Raw genomic sequence first — 22684 nt, 5'->3', positions numbered from 1 at the left:
GCGACCATGTTGAAGAGAAAAAACACAAAAGAATACAGCTACTATCAGGCATTTATTGAAGTTTCCGCATTGGCCGTTTCCGCAGCCAAAATGGTGACCGGCATTCTGACTGCTTATGACCTGGAGACCCTGGAAGACCGACTCAAGGAATTGCATGAGATCGAACATGCAGCGGACCAAAAGAAACACAAAATGATGAGTTACCTTTACAGTGATTTCCTGCCTCCGTTGGAACGCGAGGACATCATCGATCTGGCCGGCGAATTGGATACGACCATTGACACGATCGAGGATGCGCTCATCCACATCGATATCTATCAAATCAAGGAAATCACGCCGGAAATGATCAAGTTCATGCAACTGGTCGAAAAGAGCGCATTGAGCCTCGATGAAGCCATCAACGATCTGAAAAATTTCAAGAAATCAAAAGTCATCAAGGAAGCCATCATCGCCATCAACCGGCTTGAGAAACAGGGGGATGCCCTGTACACCGATTCGGTCAAAAAATTGTTTGTCGAACAGCGGGATGCCTTGACGACAATGGCCACTACAAACATCTACGACCGCCTCGAGCGGGCCACCGATTCCTTCGAAGCGGCAGCCGATGTCATCGAAAGGATCGTCCTGAAAAATTCATAACCGCGCAAAACAGCGCGAAGGGTTATTTTTGAACACATTAATTCAATTCCCAAATAGAAAGGCTGTATCAGAACCGGAAAGTACTCTTTCGGTTCTGGTACAGCCTTTTCTTTGTGTTAAAGCGATTTCTGATCGTTAGGGTTCCAAGGGATCTTCCTTGTTGCCGGCTTCAGGGGTTGTTTCCTTTGCGTCATCGCTTTTCGTTGCCGTTGCTTGCGGTGCGGTCGGTGCAGCCTCTTTGGCCGGCAGAGGCGGCGTCACGGTCGGCTTGGAGGCTACGGCCGTCCCCCCCGTTTTTCTTGGATGGGTCCGTTCAAACCGTTCTTTCCGGCGTTCTTCGATCCGCTTCTTTTCCTGGAGTTGCTTCTCGGCCCTTTGCTTCCCCCAAGTCGTTTTCGCGAACAATTTTTTGAGCGCCCATAGCAGCAAAAGCAACAACAGAACAGCCACAAAGAACGGTAGCGCATAGATAAACCAGATGGCCGCATCCTGCAGCCAGTAATAGAAGGCATAGAGCGAATCGACAGCCGCCTCCTTGACGCGATCCCAGAATGGCGTCGATCCGCCCCGATTGTTCGAAATCCGCGAACGCTCGGAAACGGTCAGATACAAGGCCGTATAATCGATCAGGTCGTCGATGTTGTCCAATTCAGCTTGCAGCACTTCCCGCTCAGATATGGTTGCGCTGAGGCTGTCCTCGATGGCGAGGATCTCTTCGACTGTTTCCGCCTGTTCGAGCAACGTCAACAGGCGCTCTTCTTTGCTTTGCAGCACACTGATGCGGGTGGCGGTGTCCTCGTAATACTGGGTGACGTCTTCATTGCCTTGTTGCTCGCTGATTTTCGTGCCCAATCCGCCCTCCAGATCACCCAGGAAAGCCGTCACGGAATCTTTCGGGATCCGGATTGTGTAGCTGCCTTGGCGATAGTTTTGGCTCAAAGAAGAAGGGGTATAGATCATGTCACCGCCATTTGATTCGTATGAATATTCAACGTAGGCTCCGTGTTTAGCGATGATTTCCTTCAGATACGCAATGGAATCATCATATGTCAGCGTTTCATAGGAAAGTTGGACGGTTGTCACTACCTTTTCCCCGATCAGCAAGCCGGATCCGACTCCTCCATCCGTCTTGGATATTTCTGTTGTTACGTTATCTACACCGGCAGCGTCCTGCTGCGAAACACCTGTGTCTTCCGGCGTCAAGAATGAACAACCCACCAGCGAAAATGAGAGCAGCGAAAGGATCAATAATTTCAGTTTTTTCAATTGAGGCGCCTCCAATCTTTCCTGAATTTCCTACTTAGATTATACCGCATGCGGGGCGCTGCGCCTAATAAAGCCCTTGCAGATTCAAGTTACGGTTGTGGTTGATTTGGCTTGGCCAGGGGAACCGGCCCATTTTCGGGGTTCTTCGCCGGAGGTGCCGGCCCATCACGGACGACACAAAAAGAAAGGGCCGGAAAGGCAAACACCTAAGTGTTCATCTTTCCGACCCTCTCTTCTGATACGGCATGGGAAAACCCATGGATGGGACTGTTCACAGCAGTCACCACCAAACATCCACATCCTGTGGTTGTGCAAGCACGTATGTCCCGTTTGATTTGCAATCACTTCGCCGCTTGCGCGGAATGGGCGAACCCACCTGATTGCTCGTCGCCTCATCGCATGTAGAGAATCTTACCACGCTGAAGTTGAAAAAGCAAGTTTTTTCGCTGCGGTGCCCCTTATTCCATTACACCTTCACGAAATTGCTTCAGCCAAGCATCGGCAATCAGGCGGTGCCCTTTCTTGGTCGGATGGACGCCGTCATTGGATAAGGTGTCATATCCCTCGGCAGCACCGATTGCATTCAGATAAGCATCCAAACCGATCCATTCGGCATCGAATTCTTCCGCCAGGCGTTTGACGATTTCCTGTTTCGGATCCAAATCAACCCGCCAAGTCTTGCGGTCTTCCGGGTGCGGAAAAACGAACGGTTCCATCAGAATGATCCGGGCATCCGATTTTTTCCGCAGGGAAGCCAACAGATGGCGGTAATGCATTTCGAACTGATCAGCCGCTTGTTGGGTCGCGAACACCGTTTCATCGCCGACATTATGCCACGTATCGTTGATGCCGATCAGCATCGTGACCACGTCAGGTTCGAGCGAAACGCAGTCTGCGTGCCACCGTTCCGCTATATCATGGATTCGGTTACCGCTGATGCCGCGGTTGATCACTTCGTAGTTTTCAGCGAAGCCGGTTTGCGCTAAGTTTTTTGCGATCATCGCCACATAGCCTTTTCCCAATGACTCCGGCTTGTTGCGGTCACGGCCGGCATCAGTGATGCTGTCGCCGATGAAGAGCAATCTTTTCTTCTGCATCTTTTCCATAAACAGGGCCTATCTGTTCTGGATGACTTCAATCTTGTAGCCATCCGGATCGGTGATGAAGTAGTATCTGACGGAAGAATCCGGCAGGCCTTTGTAGTCGGTCACGTTGAAGCCGGCAGCCACTTGTTTGTCGTGGAGCGCTTCGAAATCGTCCACTCCGATGGCGATGTGGCCGTAGCCGTCGCCGATGTTGTAAGGTTCATGATCGTAATTGTACGTCAACTCCAACTCGTAGTCATCGCCTTCCAGACCCAAATAGACGATCGAAAACTTGTGCTCAGGATAATCCAGCTTTTTCTTTTCTTCGAAACCGAAAGCCTCTTCGTAGAATGCGATCGATTTATCCAAATGCTGTACGCGGATGCAAGTGTGTAACATTTTCATTATGCTATCATTCCTCTCTTTTATGCTGTCTTTATCATACCGAATTATCCGGTCCATTACAAAAAGTTTATCGTAAAAATAACCTTGCTATATCCCACAAACTGACTTATTCTAGAAGTTAGTTACCATCGAGAAGGAGAAATATTCCCATGAAGATATGCATTTATTGCCATAACCGCATCCCGAAAGAAGCTTTGATCTGCCCGATGTGCGGGTCCGATGTTTCCGGTTCGGACGCAATCCATCAAGATGAATTTTATCAATCCACTTTATTCGAAGACAACACCGAAAAATTTGTCGACCTGACAGCTGATGAGGATGAGGAAAAGACTGCAGCGGCTTTGCGCGCTGAAAAGCAACCCTTTTCCTTCAATGAAGCAAAGCATAAACTCAGCCGCTACATCCGTTTTCTCTGGAAAAAAATGCAAGACCCTGCGGAAAGCAGAAAATCGCGAAGGGAAAGCCATAACCTGTACGGCTACATCACATTCATCATTTCGGCATTGCTTTCAGCCGGATTGGTGACGCGGATCGCCGTCGCCCTGGCCAACCAATATGATCTGCTGTCGCAGATTTCCTTGCTTCCGGCCGTCACTTTCGAAGTCGAACCGGTCATCTGGTTCATGAAGAGTTTCCTGCTGTTCGTTGCCTTCTACTATCTGTATCCCGTGTTGGCATACCTCATCAAAACCTTCTTTTTGCACAGACGCAATGCCTTCCATAACTGGATGACGCAATATGCGGGAATGAACGCTTTCGGGCTGTTGCTGTTGGGCACTGCCTTTGTGGCCAGCCTGATCGCCCCGATTCTGCTGGCGGTTCCGGTGCTTTTGTTGTTCCTGGTCCATCTGTCCAGCTACCTGGTGACATTCATCGCCAGCCTTTACCAGACCATCAACGAAACGAAACGGGATACTCTTTATCTTTGCCTCGGCGGCATCAGCGCCCATCTGCTTTTGATGACGACAATCACCTATCTTTTGTTCCTGAAAATGTAGCGCCGAAGGGAGCACAACTGCTCCAAAAACTGAAGAACACTGCAGCCACCCGTCAGAGGTGAGCCGCAGTGTTCTTTTTACATATCCAGGTCGGTGAATGCATACGGCACCAACTCTTTGATCGTCAGTTCCTTGATGTTCCCGTGCTTGTCGGAAAGATAGACCGGCGTCTCATACCCGCACAATTCCACCATCACTTGGCGGCAGATGCTGCAAGGCGGGAGGAACGTCTCTGTGTCGCCGGCTATGGCGATGGCTGCGACATCCTCTTTGCGGTAGCCTCTCGTCACACCTGTGAACAAGGCGGTCCGCTCCGCGCAGTTGGTCGCACCGAAGGAAACATTTTCCACGTTCACGCCTTCGATCACTTCGCCGTCCTTATAGAGGACGGCCGCCCCTACCGGAAAATGGGAATATGGGCTGTAAGCATGCTGCATGGCGGTTCTTGCTCTGGATACTAAATCTTTGCTGTTCATCGCTGATCCCTCGCTTATCCTGAATGGGCTTTTCATCCGGCCGGTCAATGTTCGTGTTTACAGTATACCGATTATTCCGGATTTTGCCAAACCGGAAAGATTGGAACCTGAGTCCAATCCCGAATCGTTCCCGAGCCGCCGATTGTTTCTTGCTTCAGAGTTCAGGCAAGCTGGCCATATACTCTTCGAGCGCTTGGATTGCTCCGTCCATCAAGTCGGCAGTGACGAGGTAAGGCAGACCGTGCGCCGGTGCTTCCGGTTTGGTTGACAGGCGGGCGATTTCCATGATGCCATCCGCGTCCAGCCTGTCCAAATGCAGATCGTGGAGGCTCTTCGGAAGGCCTAAGTGTTCATAGAACGGAATCAGATTATCGATTTCCGCCCATTTCTTTTCGTAAGCCAGTTGGACCATGATTCCATAAGCCACTTTGTGCCCGTGCAAGAAATGGTGCGACTCGGGGAAATTGGTGATGGCATCGTGGATTTCATGGGCGATAGTAGTGCGCGCAAAAGCGTCCCCCATCCCGCCGACCATGCCGCTGATCGAAGTGATGACTTCCGTCAGTTTCACAAAAGCCTCGGTCACTTCCCCCGCCTCCAGGCTGGCGATCGCCAGCTCGGCATGGTCAAGGATGCTTTGTCTGCAGATGAAAGCCGCTTGGCGTGCCATCATCAGCATCGGCTGTTGGGCATTCTCGGGTAAGGAAAGGATTTCATCCGATTCGTACCACTTGGCCAACGTATCCGCCAGGCCGGCAACAAAGAAATCCTTCGGAGAGTCGATGATTAAGCGCGGTTCCAACAACAAAAGCGAAGCTTGTTGCGGCAGGAAGTCATAGCGGATGAAGACGCCATCCTCGCTGTACATGACGCTCAGCGGCGTCCAAGGCGCGCAATTACTGGCCAACGTCGGAATCATCACATTCAGGATGCATCCGGCTTTTGCCGCCGCGTATTTCACCGCATCCATGATTTTTCCGCCGCCGACACCGATGATCGCATCGCTTTCGTGCTGAGCGGCCAACCCGACGATGCGCTCGACTTCCTCATAGCTGCACTCGCCCGAAAAAGCTGCCTCCGTGATCGCAAAATCAGCTCCGTAGAGATCTTCCAGGTACGGACGGGCTTTTTGCCAGGACACAGTCCCGTGAACGATCAAAATATTTTTGACGAAGCGTTCTTCCAGGCGTTTCGGCAAAGTCGACAGGACGCCTTCCCTGCATTCGTATTCCTGCGGGCCGGTCCTTACGATCAGTTCTGCTGTCATGTTGCGTTCCCCCTTCCGTTTGCCTAAACTGTACGCGTGAAGGGGTCACGGCTGATGCCGGCTGCCAACACTTGCTTCGCGTATTCTTTTGCGCCGAACAAGGAATGATCGCGGTAATTGCCGCATTCCTTCGCAGTCGTTGCCGGAACTACCGTCGTTTCCAACACGATCTGCAGCACTTTTTCCAACGCAGAAGCGATTTCTTCAGGCGTGTGTTCGCCCCAACAGATCATGTAGAACCCGGTGCGGCAACCCATCGGCGACAAATCGATGACGCCGTCCACATAGTCGCGGATGTTGATCGCCAATAAGTGTTCCAGCGTGTGCATAGCCCCTGTCGGCAACGCATCCTGGTTGGGCTGCACAAACCGCAGATCGAATTTTGTGACGACCGCTCCTGTTTCGTGCACCTCATAGCCTGCTTGGCGGACATATGGCGCCTTCACCAAATCATGATCCAATTCAAAACTTTCTACTTTAGCCATTTATATTTCTCCATTCTTCAGCGCAGCACGCTGTTGTTTGTTTATCATCAAAATGCATTCCAGTACATTATACTAGACATTTATGAGAATTTCCTTAAAATTATAACACGTGGTGTGTTATCATGTAGGAACAGCTATCGCTAAAAATATGTTCTGCTCATGAAAGGAGTGCCGCACCACTTTGATAGGCATCGTTTTCCAACAGTTGCTGACGATGTTCAGCATCATGTTCTTTGGTTTCATTCTGATCCGGACGAACGTCATCACCAGCGAAGGGACGCGCCAGATATCGACCATCCTCTCCTTGTTTGTGATGCCCGCGACCATGATCACCTCGTTCAATGCCGATTTTGATGGGCAGCGTTTGAAATTGCTGCTGTGGGCGACTTTAGCGGCTTTTCTGACAATTTCCATCCGCGTGTTCCTCGTCCGTGTGTTATTGAAAAAAGAGGATCAGATCGATAAGTATGCCACGATTTTCCCGAATGCCGGTTTCGTCGGCATCCCGTTGGTGCTCGCGACAGTGGGCTATGAGGGCGTCTTTTTCATGTCCGGCTACATTATGGCCAACAATATCACGCAATGGACGTACGGCCAATACCTGATATCCGGGGACAAGAAAGCGATGACGCTGCGGCAGACCATCCTCAACCCGGGCATGATCGGGGCTGCCATCGGTTTGTTCTTCTATATCAGCCGCTTCCCGGTCCCGGCTTTTCTTTGGAAATCGGTCGACAGCTTGGCGGCTTTGAATACGCCGTTGGCCATGATCATCCTCGGCAGCTACATCGCCAACAGCAACTTTTCGGAATTATTCGCTTTCCCGAAAGCCTATTGGACCACATTTCTGCGCCTGATTGCCACCGCCCTCGTATCGATCGGGATCATCTATTTGTTGCCGATCGATGATTACAAGGTGGAAATCGTCCTCACAATCGCTTCCTGCGCTCCGTCAGCAACAAACACAGCCATCCTTGGACGGCTGTTCGGCGGGGACTACGAATACGGCGCGCGGCTCGTGGTCCTGACCACCTTATTGTCCCTATTTACCATTCCGATCATCGTGCAATTGGCACAACTGTTGTTCGGCTAATCAATTCAGAAAGAAGGTATGCGCATGGAAAAGTTATTAGAAGGAATCGTCAATTTCAGGAGAGGGGATTTTGAATCGCATCGCGAACTGTTCAAGGGTCTGAAAGCTTCCCAGAAACCCCATACCCTCTTTATTTCCTGTTCCGATTCGCGTATCGATCCAAATATGATCACCGGAACGCTGCCGGGGGAATTGTTCATCATCCGGAACATCGCCAATATCGTGCCCCCTTACCGGATGACCACCGAATACGTGGCGACGACATCCGCCATCGAATACGCCGTCTTGGCATTGGGTGTCGAAAACATCATCATCTGCGGCCATTCCAACTGCGGCGGCTGTGCCGCTTGCCTGCACCCCGAGGGCAAACTGGAAGAATTGCCGCACACCCGCAAATGGCTGGAACTGATCCATCCGGTCCGCGACCGCGTCCTCAAGGAAATCCCGGAATCCGAACCAGAAGCGCGGGCTTGGATGATGGAGCAAGGCAATATCGTCGAGCAGCTGAAGCACTTGATAACATTCCCGTACATAGCCGAAAAAATGAAGTCAGGCAAGCTGAAGATCAGCGGATGGCACTACATCATCGAGACCGGCGAAGTTTTTATTTACGACCGCAAAAAAGGCGAATTTCTGCTGGGCAACGGTTAAGAGCAATAAAGCACAGATGCAACGCACAGAAAAAGGACGCACCCGACAACTTCGGGATGCGTCCTTTTCATTTTCTATTCAATCCGGGCTACAACGAGCGGACCGGAAAGGCCTTTTTGCCGACTGCTTTCCAGACGATTTGAGCCAGCCAATAATCGACCATGCTGTGGATGACGGTTCCGACGCCGACAAGCAGCATGACGGAGGTGAGCAGCCCTTTATCGTAGTAAGCTTCGGTAAGGTTCCCCGCAAAATAGAACAGGCTGACGACGATGACTTCGCAACCGGCATGCAGAATGCCAAGCACCAAGCTGAACAGCAATGATTTTTTGATGTCATGCGCCATTTCCGGGTGTTTTTGGATGTATTTCGCACCCACATAGGAGAAGATCATGTGCGTCGCTGCGCGCAGGACTACCACCAACGGAAAGCCGCCCAGCATAAAGCCGACCGCTGTCCCGAATGCCACCGCAACCGCGATGCCGGGTGACAGGAACATGGCGATCATCGTCGCCACGTGGCTGGCCAATGTGAAGGATGCCGGTTCCAGAATTATTTTTAAAGGGGAGATCATCGGAATCAGGATCCCTATCGCAATCAGTAGAGCAGCTATCGTAATGTGCTTCGTTTGTGTACGTGTATTCATTTCGCCAATCCCTCCAAGGTTGTTTACAACTGTCTTGACAGTTGTAATATATTATATAACCTTTTCAGGAGTTGTCAAGCCTATTTTCATCCGGAATAAAGGATGCCCGCTTCCTGCAATTCCTTTTTGATGCGCAGAAAGGTATCCTCATCCTTGCAGGCGAGCGTGTGCAGATGCACGCCGCCCGTCAGCGAAGACAGCATCGCTGCTTCGTTTGAGGCGATTTTTTTCATGAAGTCGATGACGTCATGGCGCGATCGGATGTGCAGTTCCCCGGTCAGCGTGCCATAGACCGGATGCTCGACCTGGACATCCACGACTTCTCCGCCGTTGTCCACGATGATGTTCAGTTCCGTCACTGCCTCCGCCTGCGCGTGCTGGCAGGCAATTTTGCCCGTATACGTGCTGCCTTCGCCTTTGAAGGCATTCGCTGAAAGATAGCCTCTGGGCGTTGCAAGGATCTCAATCCCTTTGGCGCGGATCAATGCGATATCGCCCACGATGACCTGACGGCTGACCGACAACAGTTCGGCCAATTGGGTGGCATTCACCGGCTGATCCGTGGCCTCCAATATTTTGATGATTTCATTTCGTCTCTCTGCTGCTTTCACAAACCTCACCCTTCCGTAACGCGTTCTCTTCTTTATAGTACCTATTTTTGCGATGGACTGCAAGAATCGGAAAACAAAAAGCCGGCAACGCACGCAGATAGCGGTGATTGCTGGCTTTTCCCTATTTGTTTTCGGTTGCGGCGAGGTAGCAGCCCAGCAAGCGGAAATAGACGCTGCTCCGGTGGATGAAGCGCAGGGCTTCATGGACATTCTCGTCGGCGATGTTGCCTTCGAAATCAAGGTACAACAGGTATTCCCATTTCTCCCCTTCGACCGGGCGGGACTCGATTTTGATCAGGTTGATGTGGTAGCGCGCGAAATGGCGCAGCAGCTTGAACAGGGTCCCGGCTTGGTTGTCCAAAGAAAATACTACGCTGACTTTGTTGCAACGCGGATTCGATTCGAGATCCTTGCCGACGATGATGAAGCGGGTCGTATTTTCGCTCTGGTTCTGGATGCTTTCCGCCAGAATCGCAAGGCCGTGGATCTGCGCGGCCCTTCTGCTGGCGATGGCGCCTTTGTGCACATCACCGGAGTCCTTCACCATTTTTGCGCTGTCGGAAGTGCTGTGGAACGGAATCTGGCGCCACTGCTCATGTTCCTTGAAATAATCGGTGGATTGCTGGAAGCCTTGCGGATGCGAATAGACTTCCTCGATCTGCCCAAGGTCGGTCCCTTCCAAGCCGATCAGGTGCTGCTCGATTTTGACGTATTGCTCGCCCACGATGGACAGGCCGTATTTGTACAACAGATCGAGCACTTGCGAAATCGCGCCGGTAGAAGAATTTTCCACTGGCAGAACGCCATAATCGATCTCCCCGTCCTGGATGGCCAGGAACAATGATTCGAAGGTATGGTAGTTTTTCGGATCGCGGGGCGCTGTCTTGAAATAGGCCAACATCGCTTCTTCGCAGAACGAACCCGTCTCACCGAAATAACCGATCTGGGCCTGCGCTTTCGGCTCGTGGATCGCAAAAAGCTGCTCGTAGTCGTTCGAGGCTGCCCGGACATCCTTTTGGACTTCCTTCGAAAGATCCATGATCGTATCCAGGAAATGATGCGTCTGCACCGCAAACTCATCACCCTGCAGATGGGTGAGATTTTGTTCCACGACCTGCTGCTCGCGGCCTTCATCAAAGATCGGCAAATCATGCGCCAATTTGTAATTGCCGATGGCTTGGGAAATCTGCATCCGCTTTTCGAACAGGGCCACAAGCTCCCGATCGATGGCATCCAACTTTTTGCGATAGTCTTCTAAATCCGTCATACTCGCCTTCCACTCCGTTCTCAGTCGTATTTGTAGAATTTGGAATCCAGCAGCAGATCCAGGATCGCGATCGCTGTCACGGCTTCCAATACAGGAATGGCACGCGGAACGATGATCGGATCATGTCTGCCTTCAACGGAAAGCTCCGCATCCGTTTTGTCTTCGATATTGATCGTTTGCTGCAGTTTTGTGATTGAGGCTGGCGGCTTGACCGCCACTTTGAAGATGATCGGCATGCCGTCCGTAATGCCGCCCAAAACACCGCCGTTATGGTTCGTGCGCGTCTTGATCTGATCGCCGTCATAATAGTAGGAATCGTTCGCTTCCGATCCGAGCATCTCGGCGATGCCGAAGCCGCTGCCGAATTCCAGACCTTTGATGGCCGGCACAGAGAACAGGATATGCGCCAGAACGGACTCCACGGAATCAAAGAAGGGGTTGCCGACCCCTGCCGGGATTCCCAATACACAGATTTCAGCGGTACCGCCGACAGAATCGCCGCTGGCTTTTGCTTCCCGGATCAGGTTGCGCATTTCGTCCTCAAGCGACTCGTTCAACAACGGCAGTTCTTTGCCGGCAAAGCTTTTCAGCATTTCCGGCGTGACTTCCGTATTCAGGAAACTGTCGTCCTGGATTTTGGCGACGCTCTTGACGTGCCCGCCGATGGTGATGCCCTGCTTGGCAAGCAACTGCTTGGCGATGGCGCCAGCGAAAACCAACGGAGCTGTGATCCGGCCGGAAAAATGGCCGCTGCCGCGGTAGTCGTTGAAGCCGTCGTAACGGACATAGCCGGGATAATCGGCTTGGCCGGGACGCATCAATTTTTTCATCTGGCTGTAGTCTTTTGAACGCGTATCGCTGTTGCGGATGATCGCGGCAAGCGGGCTGCCGGTCGTCCTGCCGTTGAAGTAGCCGCTCAGGATTTCAGGCTGATCTTTTTCTTTTCTTGGAGTCGTCAGAGCCCCTTGGCCCGGCGCTCTTCGTTTCATTTCCTGGAGAACGTTGTCCATATCTATCTCATGCCCTGGCGGCAAACCGTCGATGGTGACGCCGATTGCGGAGCCATGGGATTCCCCGAAGATGGATACCTTTAATTTATTCCCGAATACACCACTCATTGTATCTTGCCCCCTATTGCTTTATAGTCTTCCCAAAAATTGGGATATGATTTTGAAACGCACTCGGCATCCTTCACCGTGATCGGCTGCTCGCAGACGGTCGCAGCGATCGCCAGCATCATCGCGATGCGGTGATCCTTATGGCTCCAGACCGTCTCTCCGCCCTTCAGCGATTTGACGCCGTGGATCAATAGGCCTTCCGGCAGCTCTTCGATGTCGGCGCCCAGCTTCTTCAGTTCGCTGGCAGTGGCTTCCAGACGATCGCATTCCTTGATGCGCAGTCTGCCGGCGTTGATGATCTCCGTTCTGCCTTCGCTCAGGCATGCCGTCATCGCGACGACCGGGATGATGTCCGGGCATTGCGCCGCATCGATCAGCGTGCCGTGCAGTCCGGCAGCTGCCGTGCCGATCAAACCGTTGCCTTGCCGTTCGAAAGATACTCCCATCGCCTCCAGGATCGAAACGACAGCGCGGTCCCCTTGCAGCGAATCCATCGACAGATCGTCCACGAGCAGGTCATTGCCCAATGCGTCTGCGCAAAGGAAGAAAGCTGCTTGGGAATAGTCGCCTTCGACGCGGTAATCGGTCGCTTTGTAGGACTGGCCGCCGGAAATCCGGAAAACTTGATGGCCTTCGTGTTCGATGGCCACACCGAAAGCGTTCATGACATCCAACGTCAAATCGATATAGCCGATCGATTCAAGCGGCGTCGTGATTGTGATGACCGAATCCCCGTCCAGTAAAGGCAAGGTGAACAGCAAACCGGTGATGAATTGTGAGCTGACATTTCCCGGGAACGAGAAATGCCCCGGTTTCAGGTTTCCGTCGACGACCAGATCCAATTCGCCTTCGGTCGCTTGGTAAGAGACGCCTTGTTCCTCGAAAATATCGTAGAAGATGGTCAACGGGCGTTTGCCCAGGTTCCCTCTGCCAACGAAGCGGGTCGTGCCTTGGAAAAGCGTCGAAATCGGCACGACAAAACGCAGCGTCGATCCGGACTCATTGCAGTCGATCAGTTGCTCAGCGGCAGTAGCGCCCTCATCAGCTTTTGCTGCTGTGACGTATTGGCCCGCGCCCTTAATGGTCAAAGTGCTGCCGTCCTGCTCGATGACTGCTCCGAAAGCCTTCATGGCCTCCGTAGTTGCGATGATGTCATCCGAAAGCGCGATATTTTCGATCTTGCAGATGCCATCGGAAAGCGCTGCACAGATGACTGCACGGTGCGCCAGGCTTTTTGAAGGCGGGACAGTCACTGTTCCCGATAGCTTGTGTGGCTGTATCGTCAAATCCATTGTAATCCTCCTGTTTGTTCCCTCGATTTTGTTTTTTTCTGTTTCTTCTATAGTATAGTTCTACATGTTCTCCAGTTCATCAAAGAAGGCAATGGTTTCATCCTGAACGTAGCTGACGCCGATTTCCTTCAACAGGATGACTTTCAGATGATCGTCCAGATTCTTCTTGTCCAAGGTCATGATCGCCAATAAGCTGTCCAGATCGATTGTCTCGATGTGCAGCTCCGTAGGCAGCCCGACTTGTTTCGCCAACGCTTCGATTGCTGCAGCCGTCCCCGGTACGGTGAAGCCTTTCTTCTCGGAAAGGCGTGTGATCGCGACCATGCCGATCGCCACCGCTTCCCCGTGCGAATATTTCGCATAATTGGTGTACGTCTCCAGCGCGTGCGCGATTGTGTGGCCAAAGTTCAGCAGCATCCGTTCGCCGGTATCCTTTTCGTCCGCTTCCACAACTCTGCGTTTGATGTCGCAGCACGTATAGAGGATCCGTTCGATATGCGCCATCATCTCTTCGCGGGTATGCAGCGTCTGCAGGAAGCTGAAAAATTCGGCATCCTTGATGCAGCCGTATTTGATGACTTCCCCGAGACCGTCACGGAAATAATGGTCCGGCAACGTGCTCAGCACCTCCGGATCGATGAACACTTTCTTCGGTTGGTTGAAAGCCCCGACCAGATTCTTGCCTCTTGCCAGATCGACGCCGACCTTGCCGCCGATGCTGCTGTCCACTTGAGCCAACAAGGAGGTCGGGATCTGGATGAAAGGCACTCCACGCAGGAAGCTGGCGGCCGCAAAGCCTGCCAAATCCCCGATAACCCCGCCGCCCAAGGCGATGATCAATTCGCTGCGGTTCAGTTGGAAGTCCAGCAATTGGTCATAGATCTGCGGAAGCATCTGGAAATCTTTCGTCTGCTCACCGGGCGGCAAGGCGACCACAAGCGTCTCGAATCCGGCAGCCTGCAGTCCTTCCTCCAGTTGGGTCCCATAGTGCGCATTGACGTTATGGTCCGTGATGATGGCGATTTTCTTGCCGCTGTAGATGTTTTTGATTTCTTCAGGAAGACGGTGGCGCAAGCCATTTTCGATCAGGATCGTATAGCTGTTCTTGCCGAGTCCTACATGTAATTCAGCCATTGTTTCACTCCTCATTCAGATTTGGTTGTGTTTCAAGGAACATGCTTCCTTTATTTTACCGCATCCAAATGCTTGCCTTCAATGGCAATCAATTGTTTTACGACAGCCATCAACTCATCGAATTCATTCGGGTTCAGGCACTGTTGGCCATCGCTCCATGCGTTCTCAGGATCGTGGTGGATTTCCACCATCAGGCCGTTCGCGCCGGACATGACCGCTGCTTTGGACATCGACGGAACCAGGTATGAGGAGCCGCCTGCATGGCTCGGATCGATGATGATCGGCAAATGGGATAATTTTTGGATGACCGGGACGGCTTGGATATCCAAGGTATTGCGCGTTTCCGTCTCGTAAGTGCGGATGCCGCGTTCGCAAAGGATGACGTTCTCGTTCCCTTCGGACATGATGTATTCAGCCGACATCAACCATTCTTCGTAAGTTGCGGAAAGGCCGCGCTTCAGCAGCACTGGCGTCTTTGTCTTGCCGACTTCCTTCAACAGATCGAAGTTCTGCATGTTGCGTGCGCCGATTTGGATCAGATCGACATCCGCCTCGAACTCATCGACGAATTTTGTTGACATCAATTCAGTTACGATCGGCAATCCGGTCGCTTCCTTCGCCAGTTTCAGCAACCGCAAGCCTTCCAATTCCAAACCTTGGAAGCTGTACGGGGATGTGCGCGGTTTGAAGGCTCCGCCGCGGAGGAAGTTGGCGCCTGCCGCTTTTGCGCGTTGCGCGATGTTGATGATCTGTTCTTCGCCTTCAACGGAACAAGGCCCTGCAATCACGCCGAAGTAGCCGTTACCGATGCGTTGGCCGTCGATTTCGACAACCGTATCGTCCGGATGGAATTTGCGGTTCGCCTTTTTGTAAGGCTCCTGAACTTTCAGTACACGTTCGACGATATGGTGTTGCTGGATGGAGTCCATCGATACTTTCGAAGTATCTCCCACCAGGCCCAAAATGGTCATGGTTTCGCCGATGACCGGGCTCACGATGACTCCTTTGTCGGTCAAGCGTTTTGTCAGTTCGTTGATTTCCTCTTGTTTGGCTGTTTTCTTCAAAATGATGATCATGTCTTGTTCCTCCTAGTTTGTTTTTGCTTTAAAAAAATAAAAAACGGTGCCCATATCATATGAGCACCGCGTTAAGCTTCGTTATCCAAAAATGCTGTTGCCCGACAATCCGTCCTGCAAACTATTTTTCGCATCCTCTGATGTTTCTCATATTCGCTCTATGCAATTTTTTGCAAACAAAATATCCAGCGCTAAAATAAAAGCCCCAGAATGTAAAGTATGTAAAGTAAAAGTTTGTTTGTAAAAGATTGATAGCGTGCGTGGAACCCATCGGGAGACCTCTTCTCTTGTGTATCATTTAACCAGCTGGACTCATAATGAAAACGACTGATTTCCATCATTATAACAAACACTCTCATCATTGCAAGCCTTTTTTAATTTTTTTTTAATTTAATCTAGGTATTGAAATTTAGGGGGCGATAATCTACACTTTCCTAAAAGGAGTGAAATTGATGCAATTTTTCGGATTATTCGGCGAACATCTGAGCCACAGTTATTCAGAAAGAATCCATTCGGCTTTTTTTGACCGGATCGGACTGGATGCCGGCTATAAACATATTGAACTATCCCCTGACGAATTGGGGTCGGCGATCGAAGGGATCCGCGTGCTGGAATTTGTCGGCGTGAACGTGACGATCCCCTACAAACAGGCCGTGATGCCCTACCTGGATGAGATCACACCGGAAGCCACGCGCATCGGTGCGGTCAATACGATCAAAGTCAAAAACGGCAAACTGTATGGCGCCAATACCGATTATTACGGATTCGGCACCATGTTGGCTTCCCACGGCATCGCGGTCGAAAACAAGACGGCCATGGTTTTGGGTTTCGGCGGTTCAGCAAAGGCAGTCGTGCTCTATTTGCTGGATAATGGCATCAACAAGATTATCATCGTTTCACGCAAAAAAGGCTCGTTGACTGACCTTCCGGACGACTCCCGCATCGCCCTGATGAATTATGACGAAATCGCGGATATCACGGGCGATCTCATCATCAACACGACGCCGCTCGGCATGTTCCCTGACAACATCGGCATCAGCGCGGTCCCGTTGGAAGTGATCAGCCACTTCACTGCAGCGGTGGATCTGATCTACAACCCGCAGGAGACCGAGTTCCTCCGTCTGGCAAAAACAGCCGCATTGAAGACCTGCAACGGTCTGGAGATGCTGGTGCATCAAGGCATCAAATCCGAGGAAATCTGGCTGGAACGGTCTTTCGATCTTGCATTGAACCAAGAAATCTATGACAAAATAACATCATAACAGGAATAGGTGAAGGAATTGGGAAAAAATATCATCCTGATCGGACTGCCTGGTGCAGGCAAGACGACTTTAGGCAAATTATTGAGCAACATAACCGGTTACCGTTTCATCGATTCGGATGCTTTCATTGAAGAAAAGACCGGCAAAAGCATCACTGAACTCTTTCAAGAAGGCGAAGACCATTTCCGCAGCATCGAATCGGAAGCCTATAAAAAAATTGCGGATTTCGAGGATACGATCGTCAGCACGGGCGGCGGTGTCGTCAAGCGCAACGAAAACATCGTAGCCTTGAAGCGGAACGGAACAGTCTACTACATCGACCGCTCTGTCGAAGACATCTCGCATGACATCGAGGTATCCCACCGTCCGCTGCTGAAAGATGGGCTGGAGCGGATCCATGCCCTGAAAGCCGAACGCGAGGCCCTTTATCAGGATGCAGCGGATTGCATCATCAAGAACGATAAGCCTCTGGAAGAGGTTGCTGACGAAATCATCGCCCACCATTATGGTTCGGGAAAAGGAGGCAGCGCTCATGACAATCCCCAATAAAGAGCTGAACATCACGATCGTCGGCCTGGGCGTTATCGGCGGGTCTTTCGCGATGGCTCTCCACGATGCCGGCTACCGCAATCTGTACGGCATCGACATCGATCAGGCGACGCTGGACAAAGCCAAAGCGCAACAGCTCATCAAGGAAGGCTACCGGGACGGGAAAGACATCCTGCCGCAATCCGATTTGGTGATTTTTTCGCTCTACCCTCGTCTGGTGCACGACTTCATCGTCACCCATCAGCATCATTTCAAGCCGGGTTCGATCCTGACCGATGCGACAGGCGTCAAAAAATTCTTCATCGAAGATATCCTGTCCGTTCTGCCCGCTTCGATCGACTTCATCTTCGGTCACCCGATGGCCGGACGCGAAAAGAAAGGGATCGATTTCGCCAGCAACTCCGTCTACAAGGGAGCGAATTATATCCTGACGCCGGTCCCGTCCAACAAGGAAGAAAACCTGGCTTTCCTGGAAGCTTTGATCATGGAAATGGGCTTCGGCCGGATCACGCGCATTTCGGCGGATTACCACGATGAGATGATCGCCTTCACCAGCCAATTGCCGCATGCGATCGCGGTGGCTTTGGTGAACAGCGATGTCGAGGGCCGCGAAACCGAGAAGTTCACCGGCGACAGTTACCGCGAGTTGACCCGGATCGCCAAAATCAATGAAGAGCTGTGGAGCGAACTTTTTCTGGAAAACAAAGACAATCTGCTGAGCAGCATCCAGACGTTCGAGGATCAGCTGGACCTGATCAAAGATGCAATCAAGTACGACGACAGCGTTGCTTTGAAACAACTTTTCATCAAATCAACCAAGCGCCGGGAAAAATTTGACCGTTAAGCGCAAGCTGCCGGTACATCCGCTGCAAAAAAGATGCCTTGAGGGCATCTTTTTTTTGTGGTTCAAAAGCGGCTCGGCAAGTTGCGAATCCCTCTGAAGTCGACTAAAATGAGAGTAGCTGATAGATGCATCGAGTAACCGAAAGAGGGCTGAAAAACCATGCGTGAAACGCTGAAAAAATTCAGTTATGCTGTTGTCCTTTTAATCTTTGCAAGCTTCATCCTGCTCACCGGATATGAATTCGTGCGGTTGATCCAAACGATGGGCACTGCGGAGCAAGCCGATCATTTCCTGCGGCTTGTTCAGGTCGGTTTCGGGCTGATCGCCCTGCTCTTCCCTTCGCTCCTTGAGAAACACACGCGCATCCTCTTGCCGCAAAGGATTAGTTTCATCTATGCAGTGTTCCTCTTTATGGCTCTCCTGCTGGGCAGCCTGGGCGGATTCTACGACACGGTCGCCGAATGGGACACCGTCCAGCATGCCTTGAGTTCCGCTCTGTTCGCGGTGCTCGGCTTTTCCGTTGTCGCCAACCTGCAGGAGGGGGGCATCGAGAGGCTGAACCTGACGCCGGTGCTGTCTTCGCTTTTTTCTTTTTGTCTGGCGACCACGATCGGTGTGCTCTGGGAATTCTATGAATTTTTTGCCGACAGTGTTTTGGGCCAGAACACGCAGCGGACCGCTACCGTCGAGGGTGTCCCGTTGATCGGTCAGGCAGCCCTGATGGACACGATGGGTGACCTGATCGTGAACTGCAGCGCAGCAGCGATCGTCGCCATCCTCGGCTACTTTGCCTTGAAGAGCAGCGGCAACTGGATGGAAGCCTATCTCATCACCTTCGAAACTGAACCCAAAAATAACGAAATGGACAAACTGAAACGGAAAAGGGGTAAAAAATGATCAGTATACAAAACCTTTCTAAAGAAAATATCGAAGCTGCACTTGCGTTATCCGTCGATGATTGGCAGCGCAAATACGTCAGGACGAATGCGGAAATGATTGCATCGGCCTATGTCCAACCGCAGGAATTGTTTCCGATCGCCCTTTACGCCGAGGAGGAAATGGTCGGCTTGGCTTTCGTCAAAAAAGAAAAAAAGGCCGCAATCATGACGCTTGAGCAGGTCATGATCGGCCAGCCTTTCCAATCCAAAGGTTTCGGTTCGGAAAGCATCCGGGAAGTCGTGAAGTGGATCGAAACCCAATTCGACTGCTCGCTGCTGCAGGCATTCACCCAGATCGGCAACCAGTGGGGGCGCGCGGCGCTTGAAAACGCCGGCTTCATGAAGCGCGGCACCGATCTCGAGAAACGCGAAATCGAAATGATCAACATCATGAAATGAAACAAATTGGAGGACAAGGAATGAAACCCGGACAATACGAAGCTTACATCAAATGGCGCGCCAGCATGGTCGATTTTTCGGAGGATCTCGGCGAAGATGAGGCGGCACATACACTCATCTGGGATGCCGCCGATCCGGAAGCCCGTGAAGATTTCAACCTGCTGTTGGCTTCCATGACGCTCGACCAAGTGAGCTACCACGAAATGAAACAGATGGAGACGCAATACGACAGCGAATTCATCTGAAAAAGCCCAAGCGGCACCGCCGAAAAAGGCCGGGAGAAAATCCCGGCCTTTTTCTGCGTCCGAACATAATTTGCTTAAACGCGGAAAAGAACGCAGCCCCTGGCTCCACTTCACGAACAATGCTCGGATGGCTTACAGCCAGCCTGCGCTTGTCCGCTCCAGTGGTCCGGGGCTGAACGCGTTCTGTCCCGCTCTTTTTGTGAACATTTTTATCTTTTGATCGCTCCGGAATCGGAATTCATGAAGTCTTCCACTTCGTCAGCGGAAAACTGGTTGCAGTCGCCGTGGATCGTGTGCTTCATGCTGGATGCGGCGATCGCAAAATCGACGGTGTGCTCCGCCGTATAGCCGGAGAGGATTCCGTGCAGGATCCCTGCTGCATAGGCATCCCCGCCGCCTACCCGGTCTACGATCGGCGTGATGGTATGGACATTCGAGAAAGTCGTCTCTCCGTCGCGCCACATGGTCCCTTGCAGCACATTGTGGCTGGCAGAATGCACCTGGCGGATCGTGGAATACAGAACTTCGATGTTCGGATACTTTTCCGCCATCTTCTCGTAATAGTAGGTCACATCTTCCTGCTCGCTCGTATTTTCAGGGATCCCCATCAAGTACAGGGCATCCAATTTGCCTGCGGAAAGATAATCGGTCAATGGCAGGACTTGCTGCAGAAACGCCCCGCATTCCGCTTGCGTCCATAGCTTGGCGCGGTAGTTGATGTCGAAGCTGACTTTGATGCTGCGCCGTTTGGCTTCCTGAACCAATTCGACCGTCCATTTCGCCCATTTTTTGGTCAGTGCAGCCGTAACGCCGGAAATATGGAACAGGTTGACGTCCTCAAACAATTCGTCGAAATCCCATTCCAATGTTTCCATGCTTGAGAAACTTGAATGCGCCCGGTCGTAGACGACGGAAGCCGCACGTTCCCCGACGCCGCTCTCCAAATAGTAGGTACCCAGACGTTCGCCGCCTTTTCTCAGTAATGCCGTACAAACGCCGTAACTTTTCAGATGTTTCCGGACGGCAACACCGAGCGGATTGGAAGGGACTTTACTCGCGAAAGCCACTTCATGGCCAAAATTAGCCAGACTGATGCCGACGTTCGCCTCCCCGCCGCCGTAATGCCCGGTGAAATTTGTGGAATAAGTCATCAATGTCCCTGGATCTGTAGATAGGCGCAACATGATTTCGCCCAATGTCAAAATTTTACTCATCTTTCCGCACGCTCCCGATTTTTTCGATTTTTCAACTGAACGCGGTTACATTCTTCTTCCCAGAATGATGCACCTGCCCTGAAATGCATAATATGAAACGCAATGAATTTCCAAATAGGAAATAATGTTTTCTTTTAGGAAATACTTTGGTTTCATTATACGGTTTCCTTTTGCTTATTTCAACACCTATATGACCGAATTTCTGTTTTATTGCTGTTTGGACAGCAGCATGCCGCCTAACATTCGGAGTTCCCTGGAGCCCCTGTGGCTTCGACGCCATGGGAATTGAATATACGAATCGAGTAGGAGGAGCCTTTAGGCTCCGACCTCTCACACCACCGTGCGTATGGTTCCGTACACGGCGGTTCAGTATCTTGAGTAAGCAGACTCTGCCAGGTGACTTAATGTCTTTCTCGATAAAGCGAGTGACGCTCTCAAGAACCCGCTCGCCTGCTCTCTTTGTTTTTACAAAGATTACGAAGTCATCGGCGAAGCGAACGAAACGGTGCCCTCGTTGTTCCAACTCCTTATCCAGTTCATGCAGTTCCTACTGCAAAGCCTGTAGTGGACTTTCACCACCAAGTTATCACCCATGCCGGGCGCACATCAGAAATACCCCGCCAAAAGCATTTTTGGCGAGGTAAAACAGCTCAAATCATCAGCCAAAAGTGTTCCTTCTGCTCAATTCGGCCAACAGATTCTTTTTCGTTTCCAAAACCTTCTCGATAGTCTTCTCGCGCTCGAAACGGTATTTCGGCGTACTGACGCTGAAAGCGCCATAGATTTTGTGGTCGGCCACGAGCGCCGCCCCGATGCAGATGACATCCAGATCGTTCTCTTCGTCATCGGTGGCAAATCCCGCCGTTTGGACGTTCCTGATTTCCGCTTCCAGGACAGCCCGATCCGTTATCGTGTTCGGGGTGGCCGCGACCAGTTCGACCCGGTCCAGATATGCCGCAAATTCATCCTCGCTGAATGCGGCCAGCAGCGCCTTTCCCATCGCGGAACTGTAGAGATGGTTGGTGTTGCCGATCCGCGAATTGATGTTGGCGATCGCTTTTTGGGTCTCGAGCTTGTTGACATAGAGTACTTCATCCTTATCGAGGATGCCCAGATGGACGGTTTCGTCCAGACTGGCCTGCAGATTCCGCAAGTACGGATTGGTGATTTTGATGATGTCCAGATTCGCCAAGCGGTTGTTGGCATGGCGGATCAGCGCGCTGCCCAACGTGAAACGCTTTGTCTGTTCATCCTTTTCGACATAGCCGATCAGCAGCAGCGTATCCAGAATTTTCAGTGCCGTCGGGCTGGTCAGGCCCGTGCTCGCTGCGATGGCGGCCAGGCTCTGGGCCTCCTTGCTGTTCGACAAATTATCAATGATTTTGGCTGCTTTCAGCAGAACCGTCCCGTATGGTTTTTTCTCTTCTTCCATTTTTGACACCCCTCCACGGTTTCCTATTCAGAAACAGTTTACTCCAAAACGAATATTCCGTACAGAATTATTTCCAAATAAGCAACACAAAAGAGAGCGGGACAGAACGCGTTTAGCTCCGGACCACTGGAGCGAACAAGCGCAGAATGGCTGCAGGCCATTCGAGCATTGTTCGTGAAGTGGAGCCAGGGGCTGCGTTCTGTCCCGCGTTTACGCACACTATGTTCGGATGCACAAACATACTAAGATTAGTAGTACAAACCACGGCCATGGTTTGTGCTACTATTTTTTT

At 51.6% G+C, this 22684-nt stretch carries 25 protein-coding genes and 1 pseudogene; 10 read left to right on the top strand and 16 right to left on the bottom strand.

What is annotated here, in order from left to right; translation table 11 throughout:
• The first annotated feature begins 6 nt into the window (after nt 1-6).
• A complete protein-coding gene (locus BMX58_RS07290; protein ID WP_068623158.1) occupies nt 7-639 on the top strand; it encodes a DUF47 domain-containing protein in 633 nt (210 codons plus the stop codon).
• A gap of 135 nt (nt 640-774) precedes the next feature.
• On the opposite strand, the gene BMX58_RS07285 is transcribed toward BMX58_RS07290, so the two are convergent.
• From BMX58_RS07285 to gloA, 3 genes are all read right to left on the bottom strand, one after another.
• Entirely contained in the window at nt 775-1905 is a 1131-nt protein-coding gene (locus BMX58_RS07285) for a DUF4349 domain-containing protein (protein WP_068623159.1), read from the bottom strand.
• A 458-nt stretch (nt 1906-2363) separates the two neighbouring features.
• Nucleotides 2364-3011 carry an SGNH/GDSL hydrolase family protein gene (locus BMX58_RS07280; RefSeq protein WP_068623160.1) on the bottom strand — a complete coding sequence of 216 codons (648 nt, stop codon included), beginning with the start codon at nt 3009-3011 and terminating at the stop codon, nt 2364-2366.
• Nucleotides 3012-3020: 9 nt separating this feature from the next.
• A complete protein-coding gene (gene gloA, locus BMX58_RS07275) occupies nt 3021-3395 on the bottom strand; it encodes a lactoylglutathione lyase (protein WP_068623161.1) in 375 nt (124 codons plus the stop codon).
• Between the two features lie 149 nt (nt 3396-3544).
• Between gloA and BMX58_RS07270 the strand changes: the two genes are divergently transcribed.
• The gene (locus BMX58_RS07270) at nt 3545-4393 is read left to right on the top strand and encodes a hypothetical protein (protein WP_068623162.1); all 849 of its coding nucleotides are present in this window, start codon (nt 3545-3547) and stop codon (nt 4391-4393) included.
• Nucleotides 4394-4470: 77 nt separating this feature from the next.
• On the opposite strand, the gene BMX58_RS07265 is transcribed toward BMX58_RS07270, so the two are convergent.
• From BMX58_RS07265 to BMX58_RS07255, 3 genes are all read right to left on the bottom strand, one after another.
• Nucleotides 4471-4869 carry a cytidine deaminase gene (locus BMX58_RS07265; RefSeq protein WP_068623163.1) on the bottom strand — a complete coding sequence of 133 codons (399 nt, stop codon included), beginning with the start codon at nt 4867-4869 and terminating at the stop codon, nt 4471-4473.
• Nucleotides 4870-5023: 154 nt separating this feature from the next.
• Entirely contained in the window at nt 5024-6136 is a 1113-nt protein-coding gene (locus BMX58_RS07260) for an iron-containing alcohol dehydrogenase family protein (RefSeq protein WP_068623164.1), read from the bottom strand.
• 23 nt (nt 6137-6159) lie between these two features.
• Nucleotides 6160-6621 carry an S-ribosylhomocysteine lyase gene (locus BMX58_RS07255; RefSeq protein ID WP_068623165.1) on the bottom strand — a complete coding sequence of 154 codons (462 nt, stop codon included), beginning with the start codon at nt 6619-6621 and terminating at the stop codon, nt 6160-6162.
• A gap of 181 nt (nt 6622-6802) precedes the next feature.
• Between BMX58_RS07255 and BMX58_RS07250 the strand changes: the two genes are divergently transcribed.
• Together BMX58_RS07250 and BMX58_RS07245 are read left to right on the top strand one after the other, a co-directional pair.
• Nucleotides 6803-7714 (top strand): AEC family transporter, encoded by a 912-nt coding sequence (locus tag BMX58_RS07250; protein ID WP_084253929.1) that lies wholly within the window; start codon nt 6803-6805, stop codon nt 7712-7714.
• 24 nt (nt 7715-7738) lie between these two features.
• On the top strand, nt 7739-8365 hold the full coding sequence (locus tag BMX58_RS07245) for a carbonic anhydrase (protein ID WP_068623166.1): 627 nt from the start codon (nt 7739-7741) through the stop codon (nt 8363-8365).
• Between the two features lie 88 nt (nt 8366-8453).
• On the opposite strand, the gene BMX58_RS07240 is transcribed toward BMX58_RS07245, so the two are convergent.
• The 7 genes from BMX58_RS07240 to aroF all read right to left on the bottom strand — a co-directional run bounded on the left by BMX58_RS07240 (nt 8454) and on the right by aroF (nt 15509).
• Nucleotides 8454-9011, bottom strand: coding sequence for a hypothetical protein (locus tag BMX58_RS07240; RefSeq protein WP_068623167.1), 558 nt, complete (start codon nt 9009-9011; stop codon nt 8454-8456).
• Nucleotides 9012-9097: 86 nt separating this feature from the next.
• Entirely contained in the window at nt 9098-9622 is a 525-nt protein-coding gene (locus tag BMX58_RS07235; protein ID WP_068623168.1) for a transcription repressor NadR, read from the bottom strand.
• 121 nt (nt 9623-9743) lie between these two features.
• The gene (gene pheA, locus BMX58_RS07230; protein ID WP_068623169.1) at nt 9744-10889 is read right to left on the bottom strand and encodes a prephenate dehydratase; all 1146 of its coding nucleotides are present in this window, start codon (nt 10887-10889) and stop codon (nt 9744-9746) included.
• A gap of 20 nt (nt 10890-10909) precedes the next feature.
• Complete coding sequence (gene aroC / locus BMX58_RS07225) at nt 10910-12007, bottom strand: chorismate synthase (protein WP_068623170.1); 1098 nt, start codon at nt 12005-12007, stop codon at nt 10910-10912.
• Nucleotides 12004-13299: a 3-phosphoshikimate 1-carboxyvinyltransferase gene (aroA, locus tag BMX58_RS07220; RefSeq protein ID WP_068623171.1), complete on the bottom strand. Its 1296-nt coding sequence runs from the start codon at nt 13297-13299 to the stop codon at nt 12004-12006. Before aroA ends, aroC begins: the two co-directional genes overlap by 4 nt.
• Before the next feature lie 60 nt (nt 13300-13359).
• Nucleotides 13360-14433 carry a 3-dehydroquinate synthase gene (gene aroB / locus BMX58_RS07215; protein WP_068623172.1) on the bottom strand — a complete coding sequence of 358 codons (1074 nt, stop codon included), beginning with the start codon at nt 14431-14433 and terminating at the stop codon, nt 13360-13362.
• Nucleotides 14434-14483: 50 nt separating this feature from the next.
• The gene (gene aroF / locus BMX58_RS07210) at nt 14484-15509 is read right to left on the bottom strand and encodes a 3-deoxy-7-phosphoheptulonate synthase (RefSeq protein WP_068623173.1); all 1026 of its coding nucleotides are present in this window, start codon (nt 15507-15509) and stop codon (nt 14484-14486) included.
• Nucleotides 15510-15961: 452 nt separating this feature from the next.
• Between aroF and aroE the strand changes: the two genes are divergently transcribed.
• From aroE to BMX58_RS07180, 6 genes are all read left to right on the top strand, one after another.
• On the top strand, nt 15962-16771 hold the full coding sequence (aroE, locus tag BMX58_RS07205) for a shikimate dehydrogenase (RefSeq protein WP_068623174.1): 810 nt from the start codon (nt 15962-15964) through the stop codon (nt 16769-16771).
• A gap of 18 nt (nt 16772-16789) precedes the next feature.
• Nucleotides 16790-17320 carry a shikimate kinase gene (locus tag BMX58_RS07200; RefSeq protein ID WP_084253935.1) on the top strand — a complete coding sequence of 177 codons (531 nt, stop codon included), beginning with the start codon at nt 16790-16792 and terminating at the stop codon, nt 17318-17320.
• Nucleotides 17304-18164 (top strand): prephenate dehydrogenase, encoded by an 861-nt coding sequence (locus BMX58_RS07195; protein ID WP_239420557.1) that lies wholly within the window; start codon nt 17304-17306, stop codon nt 18162-18164. Before BMX58_RS07200 ends, BMX58_RS07195 begins: the two co-directional genes overlap by 17 nt.
• A gap of 159 nt (nt 18165-18323) precedes the next feature.
• Nucleotides 18324-19061, top strand: a complete 738-nt coding sequence (locus tag BMX58_RS07190; protein ID WP_068623176.1) for a DUF2238 domain-containing protein — start codon at nt 18324-18326, stop codon at nt 19059-19061.
• Nucleotides 19058-19501, top strand: a complete 444-nt coding sequence (locus BMX58_RS07185) for a GNAT family N-acetyltransferase (protein WP_068623177.1) — start codon at nt 19058-19060, stop codon at nt 19499-19501. The genes BMX58_RS07190 and BMX58_RS07185 overlap by 4 nt, the downstream gene beginning before the upstream one ends.
• 20 nt (nt 19502-19521) lie before the next feature.
• Complete coding sequence (locus BMX58_RS07180) at nt 19522-19746, top strand: hypothetical protein (RefSeq protein WP_068623178.1); 225 nt, start codon at nt 19522-19524, stop codon at nt 19744-19746.
• Nucleotides 19747-19955: 209 nt separating this feature from the next.
• Here BMX58_RS07180 and BMX58_RS07175 read toward each other — a convergent pair whose 3' ends face one another.
• From BMX58_RS07175 to BMX58_RS07165, 3 genes and pseudogenes are all read right to left on the bottom strand, one after another.
• Nucleotides 19956-20960 (bottom strand): sugar kinase, encoded by a 1005-nt coding sequence (locus BMX58_RS07175; RefSeq protein ID WP_068623179.1) that lies wholly within the window; start codon nt 20958-20960, stop codon nt 19956-19958.
• Between the two features lie 400 nt (nt 20961-21360).
• Nucleotides 21361-21504, bottom strand: a pseudogene (locus BMX58_RS14920) (group II intron reverse transcriptase/maturase); the annotation flags it as partial.
• Between the two features lie 114 nt (nt 21505-21618).
• Nucleotides 21619-22392: an IclR family transcriptional regulator gene (locus tag BMX58_RS07165; RefSeq protein WP_068623181.1), complete on the bottom strand. Its 774-nt coding sequence runs from the start codon at nt 22390-22392 to the stop codon at nt 21619-21621.
• Nucleotides 22393-22684: the final 292 nt, after the last annotated feature.

Source organism: Trichococcus ilyis (assembly GCF_900109135.1).
Taxonomy (GTDB): domain Bacteria; phylum Bacillota; class Bacilli; order Lactobacillales; family Aerococcaceae; genus Trichococcus; species Trichococcus ilyis.
Note: the sequence above shows the minus strand (reverse complement) of the source record. Positions and strands in the feature narration are given on the sequence as shown.